14 protein-coding genes are annotated in these 16595 nt (G+C 72.0%); all 14 read right to left on the bottom strand.

The annotated features are described in order from the left end of the window. Positions 1 to 29: 29 nt before the first annotated feature. Positions 30 to 1514 (bottom strand): RsmB/NOP family class I SAM-dependent RNA methyltransferase, encoded by a 1485-nt coding sequence (locus tag AOP78_RS05715; protein ID WP_062202248.1) that lies wholly within the window; start codon positions 1512 to 1514, stop codon positions 30 to 32. Next, positions 1511 to 2446: a methionyl-tRNA formyltransferase gene (gene fmt, locus AOP78_RS05710; RefSeq protein WP_062202247.1), complete on the bottom strand. Its 936-nt coding sequence runs from the start codon at positions 2444 to 2446 to the stop codon at positions 1511 to 1513. Before fmt ends, AOP78_RS05715 begins: the two co-directional genes overlap by 4 nt. A gap of 28 nt (positions 2447 to 2474) precedes the next feature. Then, positions 2475 to 4529 (bottom strand): primosomal protein N' family DNA-binding protein, encoded by a 2055-nt coding sequence (locus AOP78_RS15190; RefSeq protein WP_062202246.1) that lies wholly within the window; start codon positions 4527 to 4529, stop codon positions 2475 to 2477. A gap of 8 nt (positions 4530 to 4537) precedes the next feature. Beyond that, on the bottom strand, positions 4538 to 5704 hold the full coding sequence (gene metK / locus AOP78_RS05700; protein WP_062202245.1) for a methionine adenosyltransferase: 1167 nt from the start codon (positions 5702 to 5704) through the stop codon (positions 4538 to 4540). A gap of 53 nt (positions 5705 to 5757) precedes the next feature. Further along, complete coding sequence (locus tag AOP78_RS05695) at positions 5758 to 7050, bottom strand: bifunctional phosphopantothenoylcysteine decarboxylase/phosphopantothenate synthase (protein WP_062202244.1); 1293 nt, start codon at positions 7048 to 7050, stop codon at positions 5758 to 5760. A gap of 16 nt (positions 7051 to 7066) precedes the next feature. After that, positions 7067 to 7333, bottom strand: a complete 267-nt coding sequence (gene rpoZ, locus AOP78_RS05690; RefSeq protein WP_062202243.1) for a DNA-directed RNA polymerase subunit omega — start codon at positions 7331 to 7333, stop codon at positions 7067 to 7069. 65 nt (positions 7334 to 7398) lie between these two features. Further along, a complete protein-coding gene (gmk, locus tag AOP78_RS05685; RefSeq protein WP_062202242.1) occupies positions 7399 to 7953 on the bottom strand; it encodes a guanylate kinase in 555 nt (184 codons plus the stop codon). Then, positions 7950 to 8264 (bottom strand): integration host factor, actinobacterial type, encoded by a 315-nt coding sequence (gene mihF, locus AOP78_RS05680; RefSeq protein WP_062202241.1) that lies wholly within the window; start codon positions 8262 to 8264, stop codon positions 7950 to 7952. The genes gmk and mihF overlap by 4 nt, the downstream gene beginning before the upstream one ends. Before the next feature lie 19 nt (positions 8265 to 8283). Beyond that, on the bottom strand, positions 8284 to 9141 hold the full coding sequence (pyrF, locus tag AOP78_RS05675; protein ID WP_062202240.1) for an orotidine-5'-phosphate decarboxylase: 858 nt from the start codon (positions 9139 to 9141) through the stop codon (positions 8284 to 8286). Positions 9142 to 9223: 82 nt separating this feature from the next. After that, on the bottom strand, positions 9224 to 12517 hold the full coding sequence (gene carB, locus AOP78_RS05670) for a carbamoyl-phosphate synthase large subunit (RefSeq protein ID WP_062202239.1): 3294 nt from the start codon (positions 12515 to 12517) through the stop codon (positions 9224 to 9226). 2 nt (positions 12518 to 12519) lie between these two features. Next, the gene (gene carA / locus AOP78_RS05665) at positions 12520 to 13641 is read right to left on the bottom strand and encodes a glutamine-hydrolyzing carbamoyl-phosphate synthase small subunit (RefSeq protein WP_062202238.1); all 1122 of its coding nucleotides are present in this window, start codon (positions 13639 to 13641) and stop codon (positions 12520 to 12522) included. Between the two features lie 12 nt (positions 13642 to 13653). Then, positions 13654 to 14979 (bottom strand): dihydroorotase, encoded by a 1326-nt coding sequence (locus AOP78_RS05660; RefSeq protein ID WP_062202237.1) that lies wholly within the window; start codon positions 14977 to 14979, stop codon positions 13654 to 13656. Next, positions 14976 to 15935 (bottom strand): aspartate carbamoyltransferase catalytic subunit, encoded by a 960-nt coding sequence (locus AOP78_RS05655; protein ID WP_062202236.1) that lies wholly within the window; start codon positions 15933 to 15935, stop codon positions 14976 to 14978. The genes AOP78_RS05660 and AOP78_RS05655 overlap by 4 nt, the downstream gene beginning before the upstream one ends. Further along, on the bottom strand, positions 15932 to 16489 hold the full coding sequence (pyrR, locus tag AOP78_RS05650) for a bifunctional pyr operon transcriptional regulator/uracil phosphoribosyltransferase PyrR (RefSeq protein ID WP_062202235.1): 558 nt from the start codon (positions 16487 to 16489) through the stop codon (positions 15932 to 15934). The genes AOP78_RS05655 and pyrR overlap by 4 nt, the downstream gene beginning before the upstream one ends. Between the last annotated feature and the right edge of the window lie 106 nt (positions 16490 to 16595).

Below are 16595 nucleotides of genomic sequence, written 5' to 3'. Positions count from 1 at the left end.
TCCTGAGCCTAGTGCCCGCGCGACCGGCGTCACGACGCCGTCCGCTCGAGCAGCGCGAGGAACATGCTGTCGGTGCCATGGACGTGAGTCCAGAGCTGCACGTGGGGTCCGCGCCCCCAGTCGGCGGGCTCGGTGCCGGTGGCGCTCGCGACGGCCTCGCGCGCGTCGAGGACCCTCGCTCCGGCGGCCGAGGCGACGACGTCGCGCGTCTCCGCGAGCAGCGGGGAGCACGTGATGTAGGCGACGAGCCCGCCGGGCTTCACGAGCGTGAGCGCGTGAGCGAGCAGCCGCTCCTGCGTCTCCTGGAGGTCCGAGACGTCCTGCGGCTCCTTGCGCCACCGCGCCTCGGGCCGACGGCGCAGCGCGCCGAGCCCGGTGCAGGGCGCGTCGAGCAGCACGCGATCGTAGGCGCCGTCCTCACCCCACGAGGTTCCGTCGCCCACGGCCACGGTGACGACGCCCGCGGGGATCGCCTTGACCGAGTCCTCGACGAGTCGCGCCCGATGCGGGTGCAGCTCGAGCGCGTCGAGGGTCGCGCCGCCGAGCGCCGCGTGGGCGCCGAGCAGGGCCGCCTTCCCGCCCGGTCCCGCGCACAGGTCGAGCCATCGCTCGCCCGCCTGCACGGGGCGTGCGGAGACGAGAGCGCTCGCGACCACCTGGCTGCCCTCGTCCTGGACCGCGGCGCGGCGCTCGCGGACGGCGGCGATCGTGCCGGGGTCCCCGCCGCCGGCGAGCACGACCGCGGTCGGGGCGTAGGCGCCCGCGGCGGCGCCGGGAACCTCTTCCACCAGGGACGATGCGTCGGCCAGGCCGGGGCGGGCGACGAGCGCGACGCGTGCGGGCGCGTTGTCGGCGGCGAGCAGCTGCGGGAGCTCGGCGACACGGCCGTCGGCCTCGAGCGCGGACGCGAGCTCGGACGCCACCCACGCCGGGTGCGAATGGCGCAGCGCGACCGCGTCCCTCGACTGACCGGGGGCGACGCGCGCCTCCCAGGCCTCGAGCGAGGCCTCCGAGACGCGGCGCAGGATCGCGTTGACGAACTTGGACGGTCCCACTCCCAGGCGTCGTCGCGCGAGCGACACCGTCTCGCCGACCGCGGCGTGATCGGCGACCCGCATCCCCAGGATCTGATGGGCGCCGAGCCACAGCACGCGGCGCGCCGCCGGGTCGATTCTCGCGACCGGGCGGTTCGCCGCGTACGCGATCACGGCGTCGTAGAAGCCGTGCATGCGCAGCGCGCCGTACGCGAGCTCGGTGGCGAATGCGGCGTCGCGCCCGTCCAACCGGTGGTCGGCGAGGATGCGCGGCATCACGAGGTTCGCGTAGCCGCCGTCCGCGTCCACCGCCTCGAGGCAGTCGAGCGCCGCGCTGCGGGCGGGATCCTGGCGCGGCCCGCGCTGGCCACCGCCCGTCGCCCGAGCGTCACTCTGGCGGTAGCCACCCGGGTGGTCGCCCGAACGGCGGGGTCCGCCCCGACGCGCGTCGTCCCGGCGCCGCCCTCCCGCGCCGGTCATGCCTCACCCAGCGCGGCGGACTCGGGCAGGCGTGCGCCTCGCCACCAGTCACGCGCGCTCATCTGCTTGCGGCCCGCCGGCGCGATCCACGACAGCGCAACGGGATGCGTGCCGGTGCCCACGAGGACCTCGCCGTCCGCCTCGCGCAGCTGACCGGGAACGGTCGCGGGCTCGTCGAGGCGCGGCGAGACCGGGCCGAGCTTGGCCACCTGCCCGTCGGGAAGCGTCGTCCAGGCGCCGGGCGCCGGGGTGCAGCCGCGCACCTGACGGTCCACGACGTGTGCCGGGCGCTCCCAGCGCACGTAGGCGTCCTCGCGCGTGAGCTTGGGCGCGTGGGAGACGTCGTCCGCGCTCTGCGGCTCGGGGATCAGCGCCCCCGCTTCGAGCCCGGACATCGTCTGCGCGAGCAGCGGCGCGCCGGCCTGCGCGAGGCGCTCCAGGAGGTCGCCCGCGGTGTCCGTGGGCCGGATGCGCTCGGTCAGGACGCCGAGCACGGGGCCCGTGTCCATGCCCTTGTCGAGCAGGAAGGTCGTCGCGCCCGTGAGGTCGTCCCCCGCCATGAGCGAGCGCTGGACGGGCGCCGCGCCACGCCAGGCCGGTAGCACCGAGAAGTGCAGGTTGACCCAGCCGAGGCGAGTCGCGGCGAGCATCGCGGGGCGAAGGATCTGCCCGTAGGCGACGACGGCGCCCGCGTCCACGTTCAGGCCACGCACCTGCTCCACGAACTCGGGATCCGAGGCCTTGAGCGGGGTCAGCACCTCGAGGCCCTGCGCGAGCGCGAACTCCTTCACGGGGGACGGGTGCAGCGTGCGTCCCCGTCGTCCTCGAGCGTCGGGCTGGGTCACGACCGCGACCACCTCATGGTCGGAGGCGAGCAGCGCCTCCAGGCTGGGAACGGCGACCTCGGGGGTGCCGGCGAAGATCAGGCGCATGGGCCCATCGTAGGTGCGCGCGGAGGCCTCAGAGCAGTCGCAGGGGCCCGTCCACGCGCACGCGGAGGGCGTCGCCGCCGGCCTTGGACTGCGCGCGCAGCACGTCGCGCAGCGCGTCGACGCACGCCTGCGCGGCGCCGCGCGTCAGGAGCAGCGACGTCCCGTGCGGGTCGGGGGCCACGACAGCGCCGAGGGTCTCCGCGTCGCACGCGCGCACGGCGTCGCGCACCGCCTGCTCAGGCCCTTCGATGCGGAGGTGCCGCGTCACGGGCGGGAGGCCGAGCTCGACGCGCTCGTCGTAGGCCTCGCGCACGGCCTCCGCCGCGCGCCAGCTGCGCAGCGCTCGCACCGTCAGAGGGGGCAGCTCGCCGATGATCGAGACGCCTCCGCCCTCGGTGCGGGCGCGCGCGTGCGCGGCGGCGACGAGCCAGTGCCGCAGCGCGGTGACCTCGCCGCCGAGCCCTGTCGCCATCACGGCGGCGTCGACCACGACCACGTGCGCGTACCCGACCGCGACGGCGGGGATCGCGCCCGGCACCGCGACGACGATCCCGTCGCCGACCGCGCCGTCGGCGACGATGCCCTCGGCCGCAGAGGAGACCGTCACGGCCACGCCGCCCGCCATCGCCCGCAGCTGCTCCGCCACCCGAGCGACGCCCTGCCGTCGCTGCGCGAGCCGCGGGCCATTGCACTCGGGGCAGTGCCAGTCCGCCTGGGTGCGTCCGCACGCCGTGCACACGGGATCGCCGCCGGGCGCTGGCAGGCTGAGGGAGCCGCCGCAGTCGCGGCACTCGGCCCAGGTGTCACATCTCGCGCACGCGGTCGCTTGGACGTAGCCGGCGCGCGGCACGACGACCGCGACCGGTCCCGACTCGAGCGCCGCGACCACGCGTCGCCACACGCCGGGCGGCATCCAATGGCGTCCTGCGGGTCCCTCCTGGGCGCGACGGGAGTCGTCCCACAGGTCGATCGTCGGGGTGCCCGAGCGGAGCGCCTCGGTGTCGGGGCTCTCAAGCGTGGCCCACCCGTGCTCGGTGAGCGCGATCGCCTCGATGGAAGGGACGTAGCCCGCGACGAGCAGGTCGCAACCCAAGGACTCGGCGCGCACGTTGGCGACCGTGCGCGCGTGGAGGTAGGGGGCGTGCGGATCCTCGTAGGCGGTGTGTGCGTCGTCCCAGACCGTCAGGTGCGCGAGCGCGGGGACGGGCTGCATCGCGACCGGGCGCGTGCCGATGACGAGCGCGACCTCCCCCCTGAGGGCCGCGAGGTACTGGCCGTAGCGCACGGTGGGGCCGTCGTCCGCGTCGAGGACGGTGAAGTCCCCGCCGCCCTGGCGTGTCCAGCGCTCGAGCCCAGCCGCGCGCAATGCTCCGACGACGGCCGCGACCGCGCGCGCGTCCGGGAGCACGACGATCGCGCTGCCGCGCCCCGCGGCCGCCGCCGCGACCGCGTCGCCCGCGAGCTCGCGGGCCGGCACGCCGCCCGGCGCCTCGGGGTCGGGAAGGCACTGCCGGACGATGCGACGCGGCCTGGCGGGAGCATCGTCCCTGGTCACAGCGTCCCTGGTGTCAGCGTCCCTGGTGTCAGCGTCCCTGGTGTCAGCGTCCCCGCTCGTGTCGTCCACGGTCGCGCGGCCGAGCTCGCGCGCGGCGGCACGCAGGCGTGCGAGGTCCACCTCGGTGTCGGGCTCGCGCTTCTCTACCGCGGCGACGCGTGGCGGCGCCATGAGGCGCAGCACGTCCCAGGTGGAGCCGCACGCGCGGCGGGCGAGCGTCTCGGCGAGCCGCAGCGACGCGGGCGTGTACGACGGCGCGTACGCCGCCGTGCTGACGGAGAGCAGCTTGCCCGCGAAGTCGCTCTCACCGACGATCTCCATGACGACGCCGCTCACGAGCCTGCCCGCGAACGGCACCCTCACGCGGAATCCGACCTCCACCCTCGCGAGCTTGTCCGGGATGAGGTAGTCGAAGGGTGCGTCGAGGTGCGGCAGCGGCGAGTCGATGACGATGCGCGCGATCCGCGCGGCCGGCATGAGCCCTGCGAGCAGGTCCGGCTGCTTCCCTCCGGTGGTGTCCTCCCCCACGGCGGGGGTCAGACCGCGGACTTGAGCGCGTCGACCCGGTCGGTCCGCTCCCACGTGAAGTCGGGCAGCTCGCGGCCGAAGTGGCCGTAGGCGGCCGTCTGACGGTAGATGGGGCGGCGCAGGTCGAGCGCGTCGATGATCGCTGCGGGGCGCAGGTCGAACACCTCCTTGACGGCATGGACGATGCGCTCGGGCGCGACCTGCGCGGTGCCGAAGGTCTCGACGTAGAGGCCGACGGGGTGCGCGGTGCCGATCGCATAGGCGACCTGAACCTCGCACCGGTCCGCGAGGCCTGCGGCCACGACGTTCTTCGCGACCCAGCGCATCGCGTAGGCGGCCGAGCGGTCCACCTTCGACGGATCCTTGCCCGAGAAGGCACCGCCGCCGTGGCGGGCCATGCCGCCGTAGGTGTCGACGATGATCTTGCGCCCGGTGAGCCCGGCGTCGCCCTTGGGGCCGCCGATCTCGAACTTGCCCGTGGGGTTGATGAGGCTGCGGTGGCCGGCGGCGTCGAGCGCGAACTCGGCGAGCACAGGCGCGATCACGGCCTCCTCGAGCGCTCCGCGCAGCGAGAGCATGTCCATGCCCTCGGTGTGCTGGCTCGACAGGACGACCGTGTCGACGGTGCGGGCGACGTCGCCCTCGTAGCCGATCGTCACCTGCGCCTTGCCGTCGGGGCGCAGCCCCTCGACCTCGCCCGTGCGCCGCACCTCGGCGAGACGAGCGGTGAGCCGGTGCGCCATCGCGATGGGAAGCGGCATGAGCGAGGCCGTGTCGGTGCACGCGTAGCCGAACATGAGGCCCTGGTCGCCGGCGCCGAGGTCGTCGCCCGCGACGTCCGTCGCGTGGCCCACGCCCAGCCAGATGTCGGGGCTCTGCTCGCCGATCGAGACCGAGACGCCGCACGAGTCTCCGTCGAAGCCGATCTTCGAGGACGTGTAGCCGATCTCGTTGACGACCTTGCGGATCGTGCCGGGGATGTCCACGTAGGCCTCGGTCGTGACCTCGCCGGCCACGTGGACGAGGCCCGTGGTCACCATGGTCTCGACCGCGACACGCGAGGCGGGATCCTGGCGCAGCATCTCGTCGAGGATCGCGTCGGAGACCTGGTCGCACACCTTGTCGGGGTGGCCCTCGGTGACGGACTCGGAGGTGAACAGTCGAAGGTCGCTCATGCCGCCCATCGTACGGCGGGCCCCTGACAAACGCGGAGCCCGAGCGACTAGCATCACACCTGGTGCAGGAGCCTCGCGACCTGGTCCAGCACGCCGTGCGCGACCGCGAGCTTGGTGCCCGCCGCCTCGCCGACCACGTGGCCGTCCGAGTCCAGCATGACCACGGCGTTCGGGCGGTCGCCGAAGCCCTTCGCCTCGCCCACCTCGTTGACGCACATGAGGTCGGCGCCCTTGCGCCTGGCCTTGGCCGCGCCGTGCTCGGCGACCGACGCTCCCGCGTCCCCGGTCTCGGCGGCGAATCCGACGATGACCTGACCGTCGCGCCGCCCCTGGACCAGGCCGGCAAGGACGTCCTCCGTCGGCACGAGCTCGAGCGCGAGGACGCCGTCGCCGGACTTCTTGATCTTGTGGTCGGCCACCTCGCGCGGGCGGAAGTCGGCGACCGCGGCGGCCATGACGACGACGTCGGCGCGTTCGGCCTCCTCGCGCATCGCCGCGCCGAGGTCGGCGGTCGAGGACACCTCGACGCGCCGGATCCCCTCGCCCAGCGGCAGCGCGACGTGCGCGGCGACCACGGTGACGTCAGCGCCGCGCTCACGTGCGGCCTCGGCGATCGCGAAGCCCTGGTGTCCGGACGAGCGGTTGCCCAGGAAGCGCACCGCGTCGAGCGGCTCGCGGGTCCCGCCCGCGCTCACGACCAGGCGGACGCCCTCGAGGTCGCCCCATCCCGCATCGTCCTGTCCCTCATCGTCCCTGGCCGTCGACAAAGGTGCCGTTCCAGGAATGGACGATGCGGCATCGTCCCGGGGAACCACGCCCGTCGCCTTGGCGACGGCGTACAGCCCGGAGACGATGTCCTCGGGGTCGGGAAGGCGACCGGGGCCGGAGTCGGCGCCTGTGAGGCGCCCAACGGCAGGCTCGATCACGTGCACGCCCCGCTCGCGCAGGGTCGTGACGTTGGCCTGCGTCGCGGCATTGAGCCACATCTCGGTGTGCATCGCGGGGGCGACGACCACCGGCGCCGACGTCGCGAGCAGCGCGTTGCCGAGCAGGTCGCGCGCCTCTCCCCTGGCCATCGAGGCGAGGAAGTCGGCCGTCGCGGGTGCCACGAGGACGATGTCGGCCCGCTGACCCAGCCGCACGTGCTGGACCGAGGGGACGTCCTCGAACGTCTCGGTGGGCGCGGAGGCGCCCGAGAGCGCCTCCCACGTGGAGCGCCCGACGAAGTTGAGGGAGGCCGCGGTGGGGATCACCCGCACCGCGTGCCCGTCCTCGGTCAGGCGCCTCAGCACGAGGGCGACCTTGTATGCGGCGATGCCGCCGGTCACGCCCAGCAGGACGCGCATGCTGAGCGGGTGCTTGCTACTCGGCGGAGTCGCCGAGCTCCAGCAGGTCGCCGGCGTTGATCTCGCGCAGCGCGACCGACAGGGGCTTGTCGGTCTGGTCGGCCTCGACGAGCGGGCCCACGTTGTCGAAGTGGCCCTCGCCGAGGACCTCGTAGTACGAGTTGATCTGGCGGGCGCGCTTGGAGCTGTAGATCACCAGCGCGTACTTGGAGTCCACCTTCTCGAGCAGCTCGTCGATCGGCGGGTTGGTGATGCCCTGGGGGTCTGCGACGGTTCCAGCCACGTCATGCTCCTTGCATTGCTCTTCGGTGTCGATCGGCGGGGACTCGCCCCGCAAACCTGCTCAGTCTACCGTGCCGCGTCAACCAGGGACGCGAGGCCGGCGACGGCCGTGTCGAGGTCGTCGTTGACGAGCTCCTCGTCGAACTCCGCGGCGGCCGCGAGCTCGAGCCTGGCGGTCGCGAGCCGACGCTCGCGCTCCTCCTCCGTCTCGGTGCCGCGGCCCACGAGCCGGCGCACCAGCTCGTCCCACGACGGCGGCTGGAGGAACACGAAGAGCGCCTCCGGCATCGCCGCGCGCACCTGACGTGCGCCCTGGAGGTCGATCTCCAGCACGCAGGGCACGTCCTGGGCCAGGCGCTCCTCGACGGGTCGCCGCGGCGTCCCGTAGCGGTGCGTGCCGTGGACCGTGGCCCACTCGAGCAGCTCGCCGTCCTCGATCATCCGGTCGAACTCCTCCGGGGTCACGAAGAAGTAGTGCACGCCGTCCACCTCGCCGGGCCGTGGAGCCCTCGTGGTCGCCGACACGGACACCCAGATCTCAGGTCGCGCCTCCTTGAGGGCGCGGACGACGGTGCCCTTGCCGACGGCCGTGGGGCCCGCCAGCACGACGAGTCTGCTCACGCGCGCTCGCGCGTCAGCAGAGCCTCGACCTGGTGGGTTCCGAGGCCGCGGATGCGGCGTGCGTGCGAGATGCCGATGTCATCCATGACGACGATCGCTCGCTTGGGTCCGATGCCCGGCAGGCACTGCAGCAGATCCTTCACGCGGATCCCGGCAAGCGCGTCGTCCGCCTTCGCCTTGGAGATCGCCTGCTCGAGCGACATGCCGCCGCCCGCCAGGTCCTCCTTGAAGACGCGGCGCGCCGAACGCACGGCGGTGGCCTTCACCAACGCCTCTGCACGCTGCTCCTTGGACAGCTCCGGAGTGGCCATGGGCCTTCCTTCCTCGTACCTAGTCCTGCATGTCCGCGGACTGCAGGGTGTACTGCGCCGCGCCTGCGGCCGCCTGGATCGCACCGCGCAGCCTCTCCACGAACGGGCCCGCGTTGAGCACCCCTCGCGACTGATTCACGAGCACACGCCCGCGGGCGTTGCCGAATACCTGCAGCAGCTGCTGAGGTCCCGCACCCTGCGCGCCCACTCCGGGCGACAGGATCGGTCCGTTGAACGACCCGAGATCGATCCCCAGGTCCCTGACCGCGTCGCCGACGGTCGCGCCGACGACGAGGCCCACATCTCCCATGCGCTCCGCGCCCTCGTTGAGGGCCTGCGCCTGACGCACGACCGCGCCCGCGACGGACTCGCCGTCCGCGGTGCGCGCGTGCTGCACCTCGGGACCCTCGGGATTCGAGGTGAGGGCGAGCACGAACACGCCCTTGCCCGTGTGCTTCGCGAGGTCGAAGGCCGGCTGAAGCGACCCGAAGCCGAGGTACGGCGACACGGTGATCGCGTCGGCCTCGAGCGGGACGCCCTCCGACAGGTACGCGTCCGCGTAGCCCTCCATCGTGGAGCCGATGTCCCCGCGCTTGGCGTCGAGGATCGTGATGATCTCGAGCTCGCGGGCACGCTGCAGCACGTGCTCGAGCGCCGCCACTCCCCTGGCGCCGTGACGCTCGAAGAAAGCGGCGTTGGGCTTGACCGCGGCGGCCGAGCGCACGGACGCCTCGAGCACGGTCTCTCCGAAGGCGGCGAGGCTCTCGGCCGAGTCGTTCAGCCCCCAGCGGGCGAGCAGCTCGGGGTGCGGGTCGATGCCCACGCAGAGCGGACCGGCCTCGTCCATCGCCGCGGCCAGCCGTTCACCGAATGCCATGCTTCTCCTCCTGGGGCGCGGACTTCCTGCCCGCTGTCTGGGTCATCCTCATCGTACCTATGTCACCCGTACCTTGCAGGGACTATGCGTGTGCTTCTTGGAGGCTGAGCACCTCGAAGCGGCCGTCCTTGAGCGCCTCGATGGCCTGAACCGCCGCCGAGAGCTGCTGCGTGGTGGTGATGATCGCCGCGTCCGCGGACGTCGCGGCGGCGCGGATCTCGTAGCCGTCCGCTCGCGCGCCCTGGCCCGAGGGCGTGTTCACGACAAGGTGCACCTGGCCCTCGTTGATGAGATCGACGATGGTCGGCTCGCCGTTCGGACCGCGGCCCTCGAAGTGCTTGCGCACCACGGTCGCGGGGATCCCGTTGCGGGCGAGCACCTGCGCGGTGCCGGCGGTCGCGAGGACCTCGAAGCCGAGCTGGTGCAGGCGCGCGATCGGGAACGTGATCTGACGCTTGTCGCGGTCGGCCATCGACACGAAGACCTTGCCCTCGGTGGGCAGGCCGCCGAACGCGCCGGCCTGCGACTTCGCGAAGGCCATCGGGAACGTCTCGTCGAAGCCCATGACCTCGCCCGTCGAGCGCATCTCGGGGCCGAGCACGGTGTCGACCGCGAGTCCCTCGTGGGTGCGGAAGCGGCGGAACGGCAGGACAGCCTCCTTGACCGCGATGCGCTGCGACATGTCGATCGTCGCGGCATCCGTCTCCGGGAGCACGCCGCTCTTGCGCAGGTCGGCGATCGACGCGCCCGCCATGAGCAGCGAGGCCGCGGTAGCGAGCGGGACACCCGTCGCCTTCGCGACGAACGGCACGGTGCGGCTCGCGCGCGGGTTGGCCTCGAGCACGTAGAGCACGTCGCTCACGAGCGCGTACTGGACGTTCATGAGTCCGCGCACGCCGATGCCCTCAGCCAGCGCCTCGGTCGAGCGGCGGATGCGCTCGAGCTCGGTGCCGGACAGCGTCACCGGGGGCAGCACGCAGGCCGAGTCGCCCGAGTGGATGCCGGCCTCCTCGATGTGCTCCATGACGCCGCCGAGGTAGAGCTCCTTGCCGTCGTACAGCGCGTCGACGTCGATCTCGATCGCGTCGTCCAGGAAGCGGTCCACGAGCAGCGGCGCGTCGGTCGAGTGGTCGCCCACCGAGTCCATGCGCGTGCCGTAGTCCTCGAGCTGGGCGCGGTCGTAGACGATCTCCATGCCGCGGCCGCCGAGCACGTACGACGGGCGGACCAGCACGGGGAAGCCGATGCGCTCGGCGATCTCGATGGCCTGGTCGATGCCGCGGGCGGTGCCGTAGGCGGGGGCCGGCAGGCCGGCCTTGTCGAGCACCTTGCCGAAGGCCTCGCGGTCCTCGGCGTTGTCGATGGCCTCGGGCGAGGTGCCGAGGATGGGCACTCCCGCGTCCGCGAGGCGCTGCGCGAGGCTCAGGGGCGTCTGCCCGCCGAGCTGGACGAGCATGCCCTTGACCGGTCCCGCGGCCTTCTCGGCCTCGTAGACCTCCATGACGTCCTCGAACGTGAGCGGCTCGAAGTAGAGGCGGTCCGCGGTGTCGTAGTCGGTCGAGACGGTCTCGGGGTTGCAGTTGACCATGACGGTCTCGTAGCGGTCCTTGAGGGACAGCGCCGCGTGCACGCACGAGTAGTCGAACTCGATGCCCTGGCCGATCCTGTTCGGCCCCGAGCCGAGGATGAGGATGGCCTCGCGGTCGCGCGGAGCGACCTCGGTCTCGGCGTCGTACGAGCTGTAGTGGTACGGCGTGCTGGCCTCGAACTCGGCCGCGCACGTGTCCACGGTCTTGAACACCGGGATGACGCCGAGCGCCTGGCGTGCGGTGCGCACCTCCGCGACGTCGAGGCCGCGCAGCGACGCGACCTGCTCGTCGGACAGGCCGTGACGCTTGGCCTCGGTCAGGACGGGCTTGGTGAGCTCGGGGGCCTTGGCGACCGCGTCGGCGACCTCGTTCATGAGCAGCATCTGGTCGAGGAACCACGGGTCGATGCGGCAGGCCTCGTAGATGCGCTCGATGCTCAGGTCGCCCGCGTGGACCGCGCGCAGGAGCTGCTGGACCTGGATGAAGCGCTGCTCGGTGGGGGTCTTGATCGCCTCGAGCAGGTCCTCGACCTGGCCGTCGACGGGTGCGTCCCCGCGCCAGTGGAAGTTGGCGTTCTTCTTGTCGATCGAGCGCAGGGCCTTGCCGAGCGCCTCGGTGAACGAACGCCCGATGCTCATGGCCTCGCCCACCGACTTCATGGTCGTGGTGAGGACCGGGTCGGCGGCCGGGAACTTCTCGAACGCGAAGCGGGGCACCTTGACGACGACGTAGTCGAGCGTGGGCTCGAAGCTCGCGGGCGTGGAGCCCGTGATGTCGTTGGGGATCTCGTCGAGCGTGTAGCCGAGTGCGAGACGCGCGGCGATCTTGGCGATCGGGAAGCCCGTGGCCTTCGAGGCGAGCGCCGACGAGCGGGACACGCGGGGGTTCATCTCGATGACGATGAGGCGGCCAGTCTCGGGCTCGACCGCGAACTGGACGTTGCAGCCGCCCGTGTCGACGCCGACCTCGCGGATGATCGCGATGCCCACGTCGCGCATGCGCTGGTACTCGCGGTCCGTGAGGGTCATGGCCGGGGCCACGGTGACGGAGTCACCGGTGTGGACGCCGACCGGGTCGACGTTCTCGATCGAGCACACGACCACGACGTTGTCGTGCTTGTCGCGCATGAGCTCGAGCTCGTACTCCTTCCAGCCGAGGATGGACTCCTCGAGGAGCACCTCGGTGGTCGGCGAGTAGTGCAGCCCCTGCCCGCCGATGCGGCGCAGGTCCGCCTCGTCGTACGCGAAGCCCGAGCCGAGGCCGCCCATGGTGAAGGACGGGCGGACGACGACCGGGTACTTGAGGTCCTCCGCGGCCGCGAGCAGCTCCTCCATGGTGTGACAGATGGCGGAGCGGGCCGAGTCGGCGCCGCAGCGCTCCACGACGCCCTTGAACAGCTCGCGGTTCTCGCCGAGGTTGATCGCCTCGAGGTTCGCGCCGATGAGCTCGACGCCGTGCTTGTCGAGGATGCCCGCCTCGGCCACGGCGATCGCGGCGTTCAGCGCGGTCTGGCCACCGAGCGTCGGCAGCAGCGCGTCGGGCTTCTCCTTCTCGATGATCCTCTCGATCACCTCGGTGGTGATGGGCTCGACGTAGGTCGCGTCGGCGAACTCGGGGTCGGTCATGATCGTCGCAGGGTTCGAGTTCACGAGGATCACGCGCACGCCCTCGGACTTGAGGACGCGGCACGCCTGGGTGCCGGAGTAGTCGAACTCGCAGGCCTGACCGATGACGATGGGACCGGAGCCGATGACCAGGACTGAGTTGATGTCGTCACGCTTCGGCATCGTCAGCGCTCCCCCTTCATGAGGTCGATGAATCGGTCGAACAGGTAGGCGGCGTCGTGGGGACCCGCGGCGGCCTCCGGGTGGTACTGCACCGAGAAGGCGGGGATGTCGAGGCATTCGAGGCCCTCGACCACGTCGTCGTTGAGGCACACGTGGCTGACCTTGACCTTGCCGTAGCCGGCGGGCGAGTCGCTCGCGCCCTCGAGCGGGGCGTCGACCGCGAACCCGTGGTTGTGGGCCGTGATCTCGACCTTGTCGGTGGTGCGGTCCATGACGGGCTGGTTGATGCCGCGGTGGCCGAAGGGCAGCTTGTAGGTGCCGTAGCCGAGCGCGCGCCCGAGCAGCTGGTTGCCGAAGCAGATGCCGAAGAACGGCACCTTCTGGTCCAGGACGATGCGGAGGTCGCCGACCGAGCGGTCGGCGGCGGCGGGGTCGCCGGGGCCGTTGGAGAAGAACACGCCGTCGGGGTTCATCGCGAGGATCTCCGCGCCCGTCGTGGTGGACGGGACAACCGTGACGCGCAGGCCGCGCTCGGCCATGCGCTCGGGGGTCATCGCCTTGATGCCGAGGTCGACCGCGACCACATGGAGGCCGAGGTCCTCGCCCTTCGGGGCGATCTCGTAGGCCTCGGTGACGGAGACGGCGTCGGCGAGGTGGGCGCCGGCCATCTCCTCGCCCGCCTTGACGCGGGCGACCAGGTCGGGCACGGGGGCAAGCGCCGCGCCCGAGAAGATGCCTGCGCGCATGACGCCTCCGCGCAGGATGCGTGTGAGCTGGCGCGTGTCGATGCCCGCGATGCCGACGATGCCCTGCTCCTTCAGCATGTCGTCGAGCGAGCGCGTGGCGCGCCAGTTCGACGGCACGCGTGCGGGGTCGCGGACCACGTAGCCGGCGACCCAGATCTGGGCCGACTCGTCGTCCTCGTCGTTGACGCCGGTGTTGCCGATGTGCGGCGCGGTCATCACGACGATCTGGCGGTGGTAGCTGGGGTCGGTGAGGGTCTCCTGGTAGCCGGTCATGCCGGTGTTGAAGACGATCTCTCCGAGCGTCTGGCCTTCGGCGCCGTACGGGCGCCCCTCGAAGACCTGACCGTCCTCGAGGACGAGCAGTGCCGTGTCTGTCACGGTGGGGACTCCTTAGAGGGTCTGGTCGAAACGGGCGTCCAGGTACGTGGGGACGCCGCGGAGGAAGGTGGCGACCGCCTGGCCGGGCAGCTCGCGCCCCTGGAACGGGGTGTTGCGCGAGCGGCTCGCCATCGTCGAGGCCTCGACGACGTAGGCGGCCTTGGGGTCGATGAGGGTGAGGTTCGCAGGCTCGCCGTCGGCGATCGGACGGCCATGGAGGTGCTCCACGCGGCCGATCCTGGCGGGCGCCTCCGACATCACGCGCGCCACATCCCTCCAGGTCATGCGTCCAGTGTCCACCATCGCGGCCTGGACGGCGCCCACGGCGGTCTCGAGGCCGATCATGCCGAACGAGGCGGCGGCCCACTCGCAGTCCTTGTCCTCGGACGCGTGCGGGGCGTGGTCGGTGCCGACGATGTCGATCGTGCCGTCCGCGAGGCCCTCGCGCAGCGCCTCGATGTCCTCATCGGTGCGCAGGGGCGGGTTGACCTTGAAGCGCGGGTCGTAGGAGCGCGCCTCCTCGTGGCTGAGGTTGAGGTGGTGAGGGGTGGCCTCGGCGGTGATGTCGTAGCCGAGCGACTTGGCCCAGCGGACGATGTTGACGCCGCCCTTGGTGGTGAGGTGCTGGATGTGCACGCGCGAGCCGACGTGCCCGGCGAGCAGGGCGTCGCGAGCGATGATCGACTCCTCGGCGACCGCGGGCCAGCCCGCGAGGCCGAGGTCCGCGGAGACGGGACCCTCGTGCATCTGGGAGCCCTCGGTCAGGCGCAGGTCCTGCGCGTGCTGGATGATCACGCCGTCGAAGGTCTTCACGTACTCGAGCGCGCGGCGCATGATGACGGGGTCGTAGACGCACACGCCGTCGTCCGAGAATCCGCGCACGCGCGCCTTCGAGTTCGCCATCGCGCCCATCTCGGACAGGTGCTCGCCCTTGAGGCCCACGGTGACCGCGCCGACGGGGAACACGTCCACCAGGCCGATCTCGCGGCCGCGCGACCACACCTGCTCGACGACGCCCGCGGTGTCGGACACGGGGTTGGTGTTCGCCATCGCGTGGACGCCCGTGTAGCCGCCCTTGGCGGCTGCGCGGGAGCCGGTCTCGATGGTCTCGGCGTCCTCGCGGCCGGGCTCGCGCAGGTGCGTGTGGAGATCGACGAGGCCCGGGAGCAGGACGCAGCCGGTGCCGTCGACGCGGATCGCGTCGGCCGGCGCCTCGGCCACGGGGACGATCAGGCCGTCGACGACGGCGACGTCCCGCACCTCCTCGCCGTAGACGGACGCTCCGGTGATGACGAACGGACGATGCGTGGGCTGGGTGTTCTGGACGGTGGCGCTCATGCGGCGCTCTCCTCTCCTGCCAGCAGCAGGTACAGCACGGCCATCCGCACCGCCACACCGTTGGCGACCTGTTCGACGATGACGGAGCGGGGCGAGTCGGCCGCCTCCGCAGAGATCTCGAGCCCGCGGTTCATCGGGCCGGGGTGCATGACGATCGCGTGCTCGGGGAGGCGGCCCAGGCGGTCGGCGTCGAGACCGAACAGACGCGTGTACTCCTCGGGGCTCGGGAAGAACGCGGAGCCTCCGCCGGTCATGCGCTCGCGCTGGACGCGCAGCATCATGAGCGCGTCGAGGTCGTGAGCCTCGATCGCCTCGTCGAGCCCGTGATGGACCGTGACGGGCCAGCCGTCGATGCCGACCGGCACGAGCGTCGGCGGCGCGACGAAGACGACCTCGGCGCCGAGCGTCGTCAGGAGCCAGACATTCGAGCGCGCGACGCGCGAGTGCAGGATGTCGCCGACGATGCCGATCTTGAGGCCGTCGAGGCCCTTGCCGTCCGGGTCGGCGACCAGGTGACGGCGCGCGGTGAACGCGTCGAGCAGCGCCTGCGTCGGGTGCTGGTGCGTGCCGTCGCCCGCGTTGATCACGTGGCCGTGCATCCAGTCCGCTTCCGCGAGCTGCTGCGGCGCGCCCGAGGCCCAGTGACGGACGACGACCGCGTCGGCGCCCATCGCCTGGAGGGTCAGCGCGGTGTCCTTGAGGCTCTCGCCCTTGGACACGCTCGAGCCCTTGGCCGCGAAGTTGATGACGTCCGCGCTCAGGCGCTTGGCCGCGGCCTCGAAGGAGATGCGCGTGCGGGTCGAGTCCTCGAAGAACAGGTTGACGACCGTCTTGCCGCGCAGCGTGGGGAGCTTGCGCACCTCGCGCTCCTGCGTGGCGGCCATCTGCGCCGCGGTGTCGAGGATCTGGATCGCCTCGTCGCGCGAGAGCTGCGGCGTGCCAAGAAGGTGCCTCATGCGTCGTCCCCTCCCCTGCCGTTCGTGAGGATCACGGCGTCCTCGCCCTCGATCTCCGTGAGATGAACGTCGACGCGCTCCGAGCGCGACGTCGGCAGGTTCTTGCCGACGAAGTCCGCGCGGATCGGGAGCTCGCGGTGGCCGCGGTCCACGAGGACCGCGAGCTGCACCGCGCGGGGCCGTCCCAGATCCTTGATCGCGTCCAACGCGGCGCGGATCGTACGGCCCGTGTGAAGCACATCGTCCACGAGGACGACGACCTGGTCGTCGATGCCGACGCTCGGGACCGAGGTGGTGCCGATCGAGCGGATGGGCTGCTTGTGGAGGTCGTCGCGGTACATCGTGATGTCGAGGGCGCCGCAGCGGGCGGAGGCGTCGAAGCCGTCCTCGACCTCGGAGATCTTCCGGGCGATGCGCTCCGCGAGCGGGAGGCCGCGGGTCGGGATGCCGAGCAGGACCACGGAGTCGGCGCCGTCGTTGCGCTCGAGGATCTCGTGGGCGATGCGTGTCAGTGCGCGGCTGATATCAGGCGCGCCGAGCAAGGTGCCGGTCAAGGCGACCTCCTTCTCCGCCTCACAGGACGGTGGTTAAAGGGTGTCTTTGCTTCTCTGGCTGTTCGATTGTCAAGGCTAACCGACGCGCGGGGGTGCCGCGTGCCGG

Source organism: Demequina salsinemoris (assembly GCF_000974805.1).
Taxonomy (GTDB): domain Bacteria; phylum Actinomycetota; class Actinomycetes; order Actinomycetales; family Demequinaceae; genus Demequina; species Demequina salsinemoris.
The sequence above is the reverse complement of the archived record's forward strand: the minus strand, read 5'-3'. Positions and strand labels throughout refer to the sequence as shown.

What these genes read in the sequence shown, in the direction of transcription:
- AOP78_RS05715 (WP_062202248.1), bottom strand. Translation starts at nt 1,514, where the DNA reads ATGACCGGCGCGGGAGGGCGGCGCCGGGACGACGCGCGTCGGGGCGGA.
- fmt (WP_062202247.1), bottom strand. Translation starts at nt 2,446, where the DNA reads ATGCGCCTGATCTTCGCCGGCACCCCCGAGGTCGCCGTTCCCAGCCTG.
- metK (WP_062202245.1), bottom strand. Translation starts at nt 5,704, where the DNA reads ATGAGCGACCTTCGACTGTTCACCTCCGAGTCCGTCACCGAGGGCCAC.
- AOP78_RS05695 (WP_062202244.1), bottom strand. Translation starts at nt 7,050, where the DNA reads ATGCGCGTCCTGCTGGGCGTGACCGGCGGCATCGCCGCATACAAGGTC.
- mihF (WP_062202241.1), bottom strand. Translation starts at nt 8,264, where the DNA reads ATGGCCACTCCGGAGCTGTCCAAGGAGCAGCGTGCAGAGGCGTTGGTG.
- pyrF (WP_062202240.1), bottom strand. Translation starts at nt 9,141, where the DNA reads ATGGCATTCGGTGAACGGCTGGCCGCGGCGATGGACGAGGCCGGTCCG.
- carB (WP_062202239.1), bottom strand. Translation starts at nt 12,517, where the DNA reads ATGCCGAAGCGTGACGACATCAACTCAGTCCTGGTCATCGGCTCCGGT.
- AOP78_RS05660 (WP_062202237.1), bottom strand. Translation starts at nt 14,979, where the DNA reads ATGAGCGCCACCGTCCAGAACACCCAGCCCACGCATCGTCCGTTCGTC.
- AOP78_RS05655 (WP_062202236.1), bottom strand. Translation starts at nt 15,935, where the DNA reads ATGAGGCACCTTCTTGGCACGCCGCAGCTCTCGCGCGACGAGGCGATC.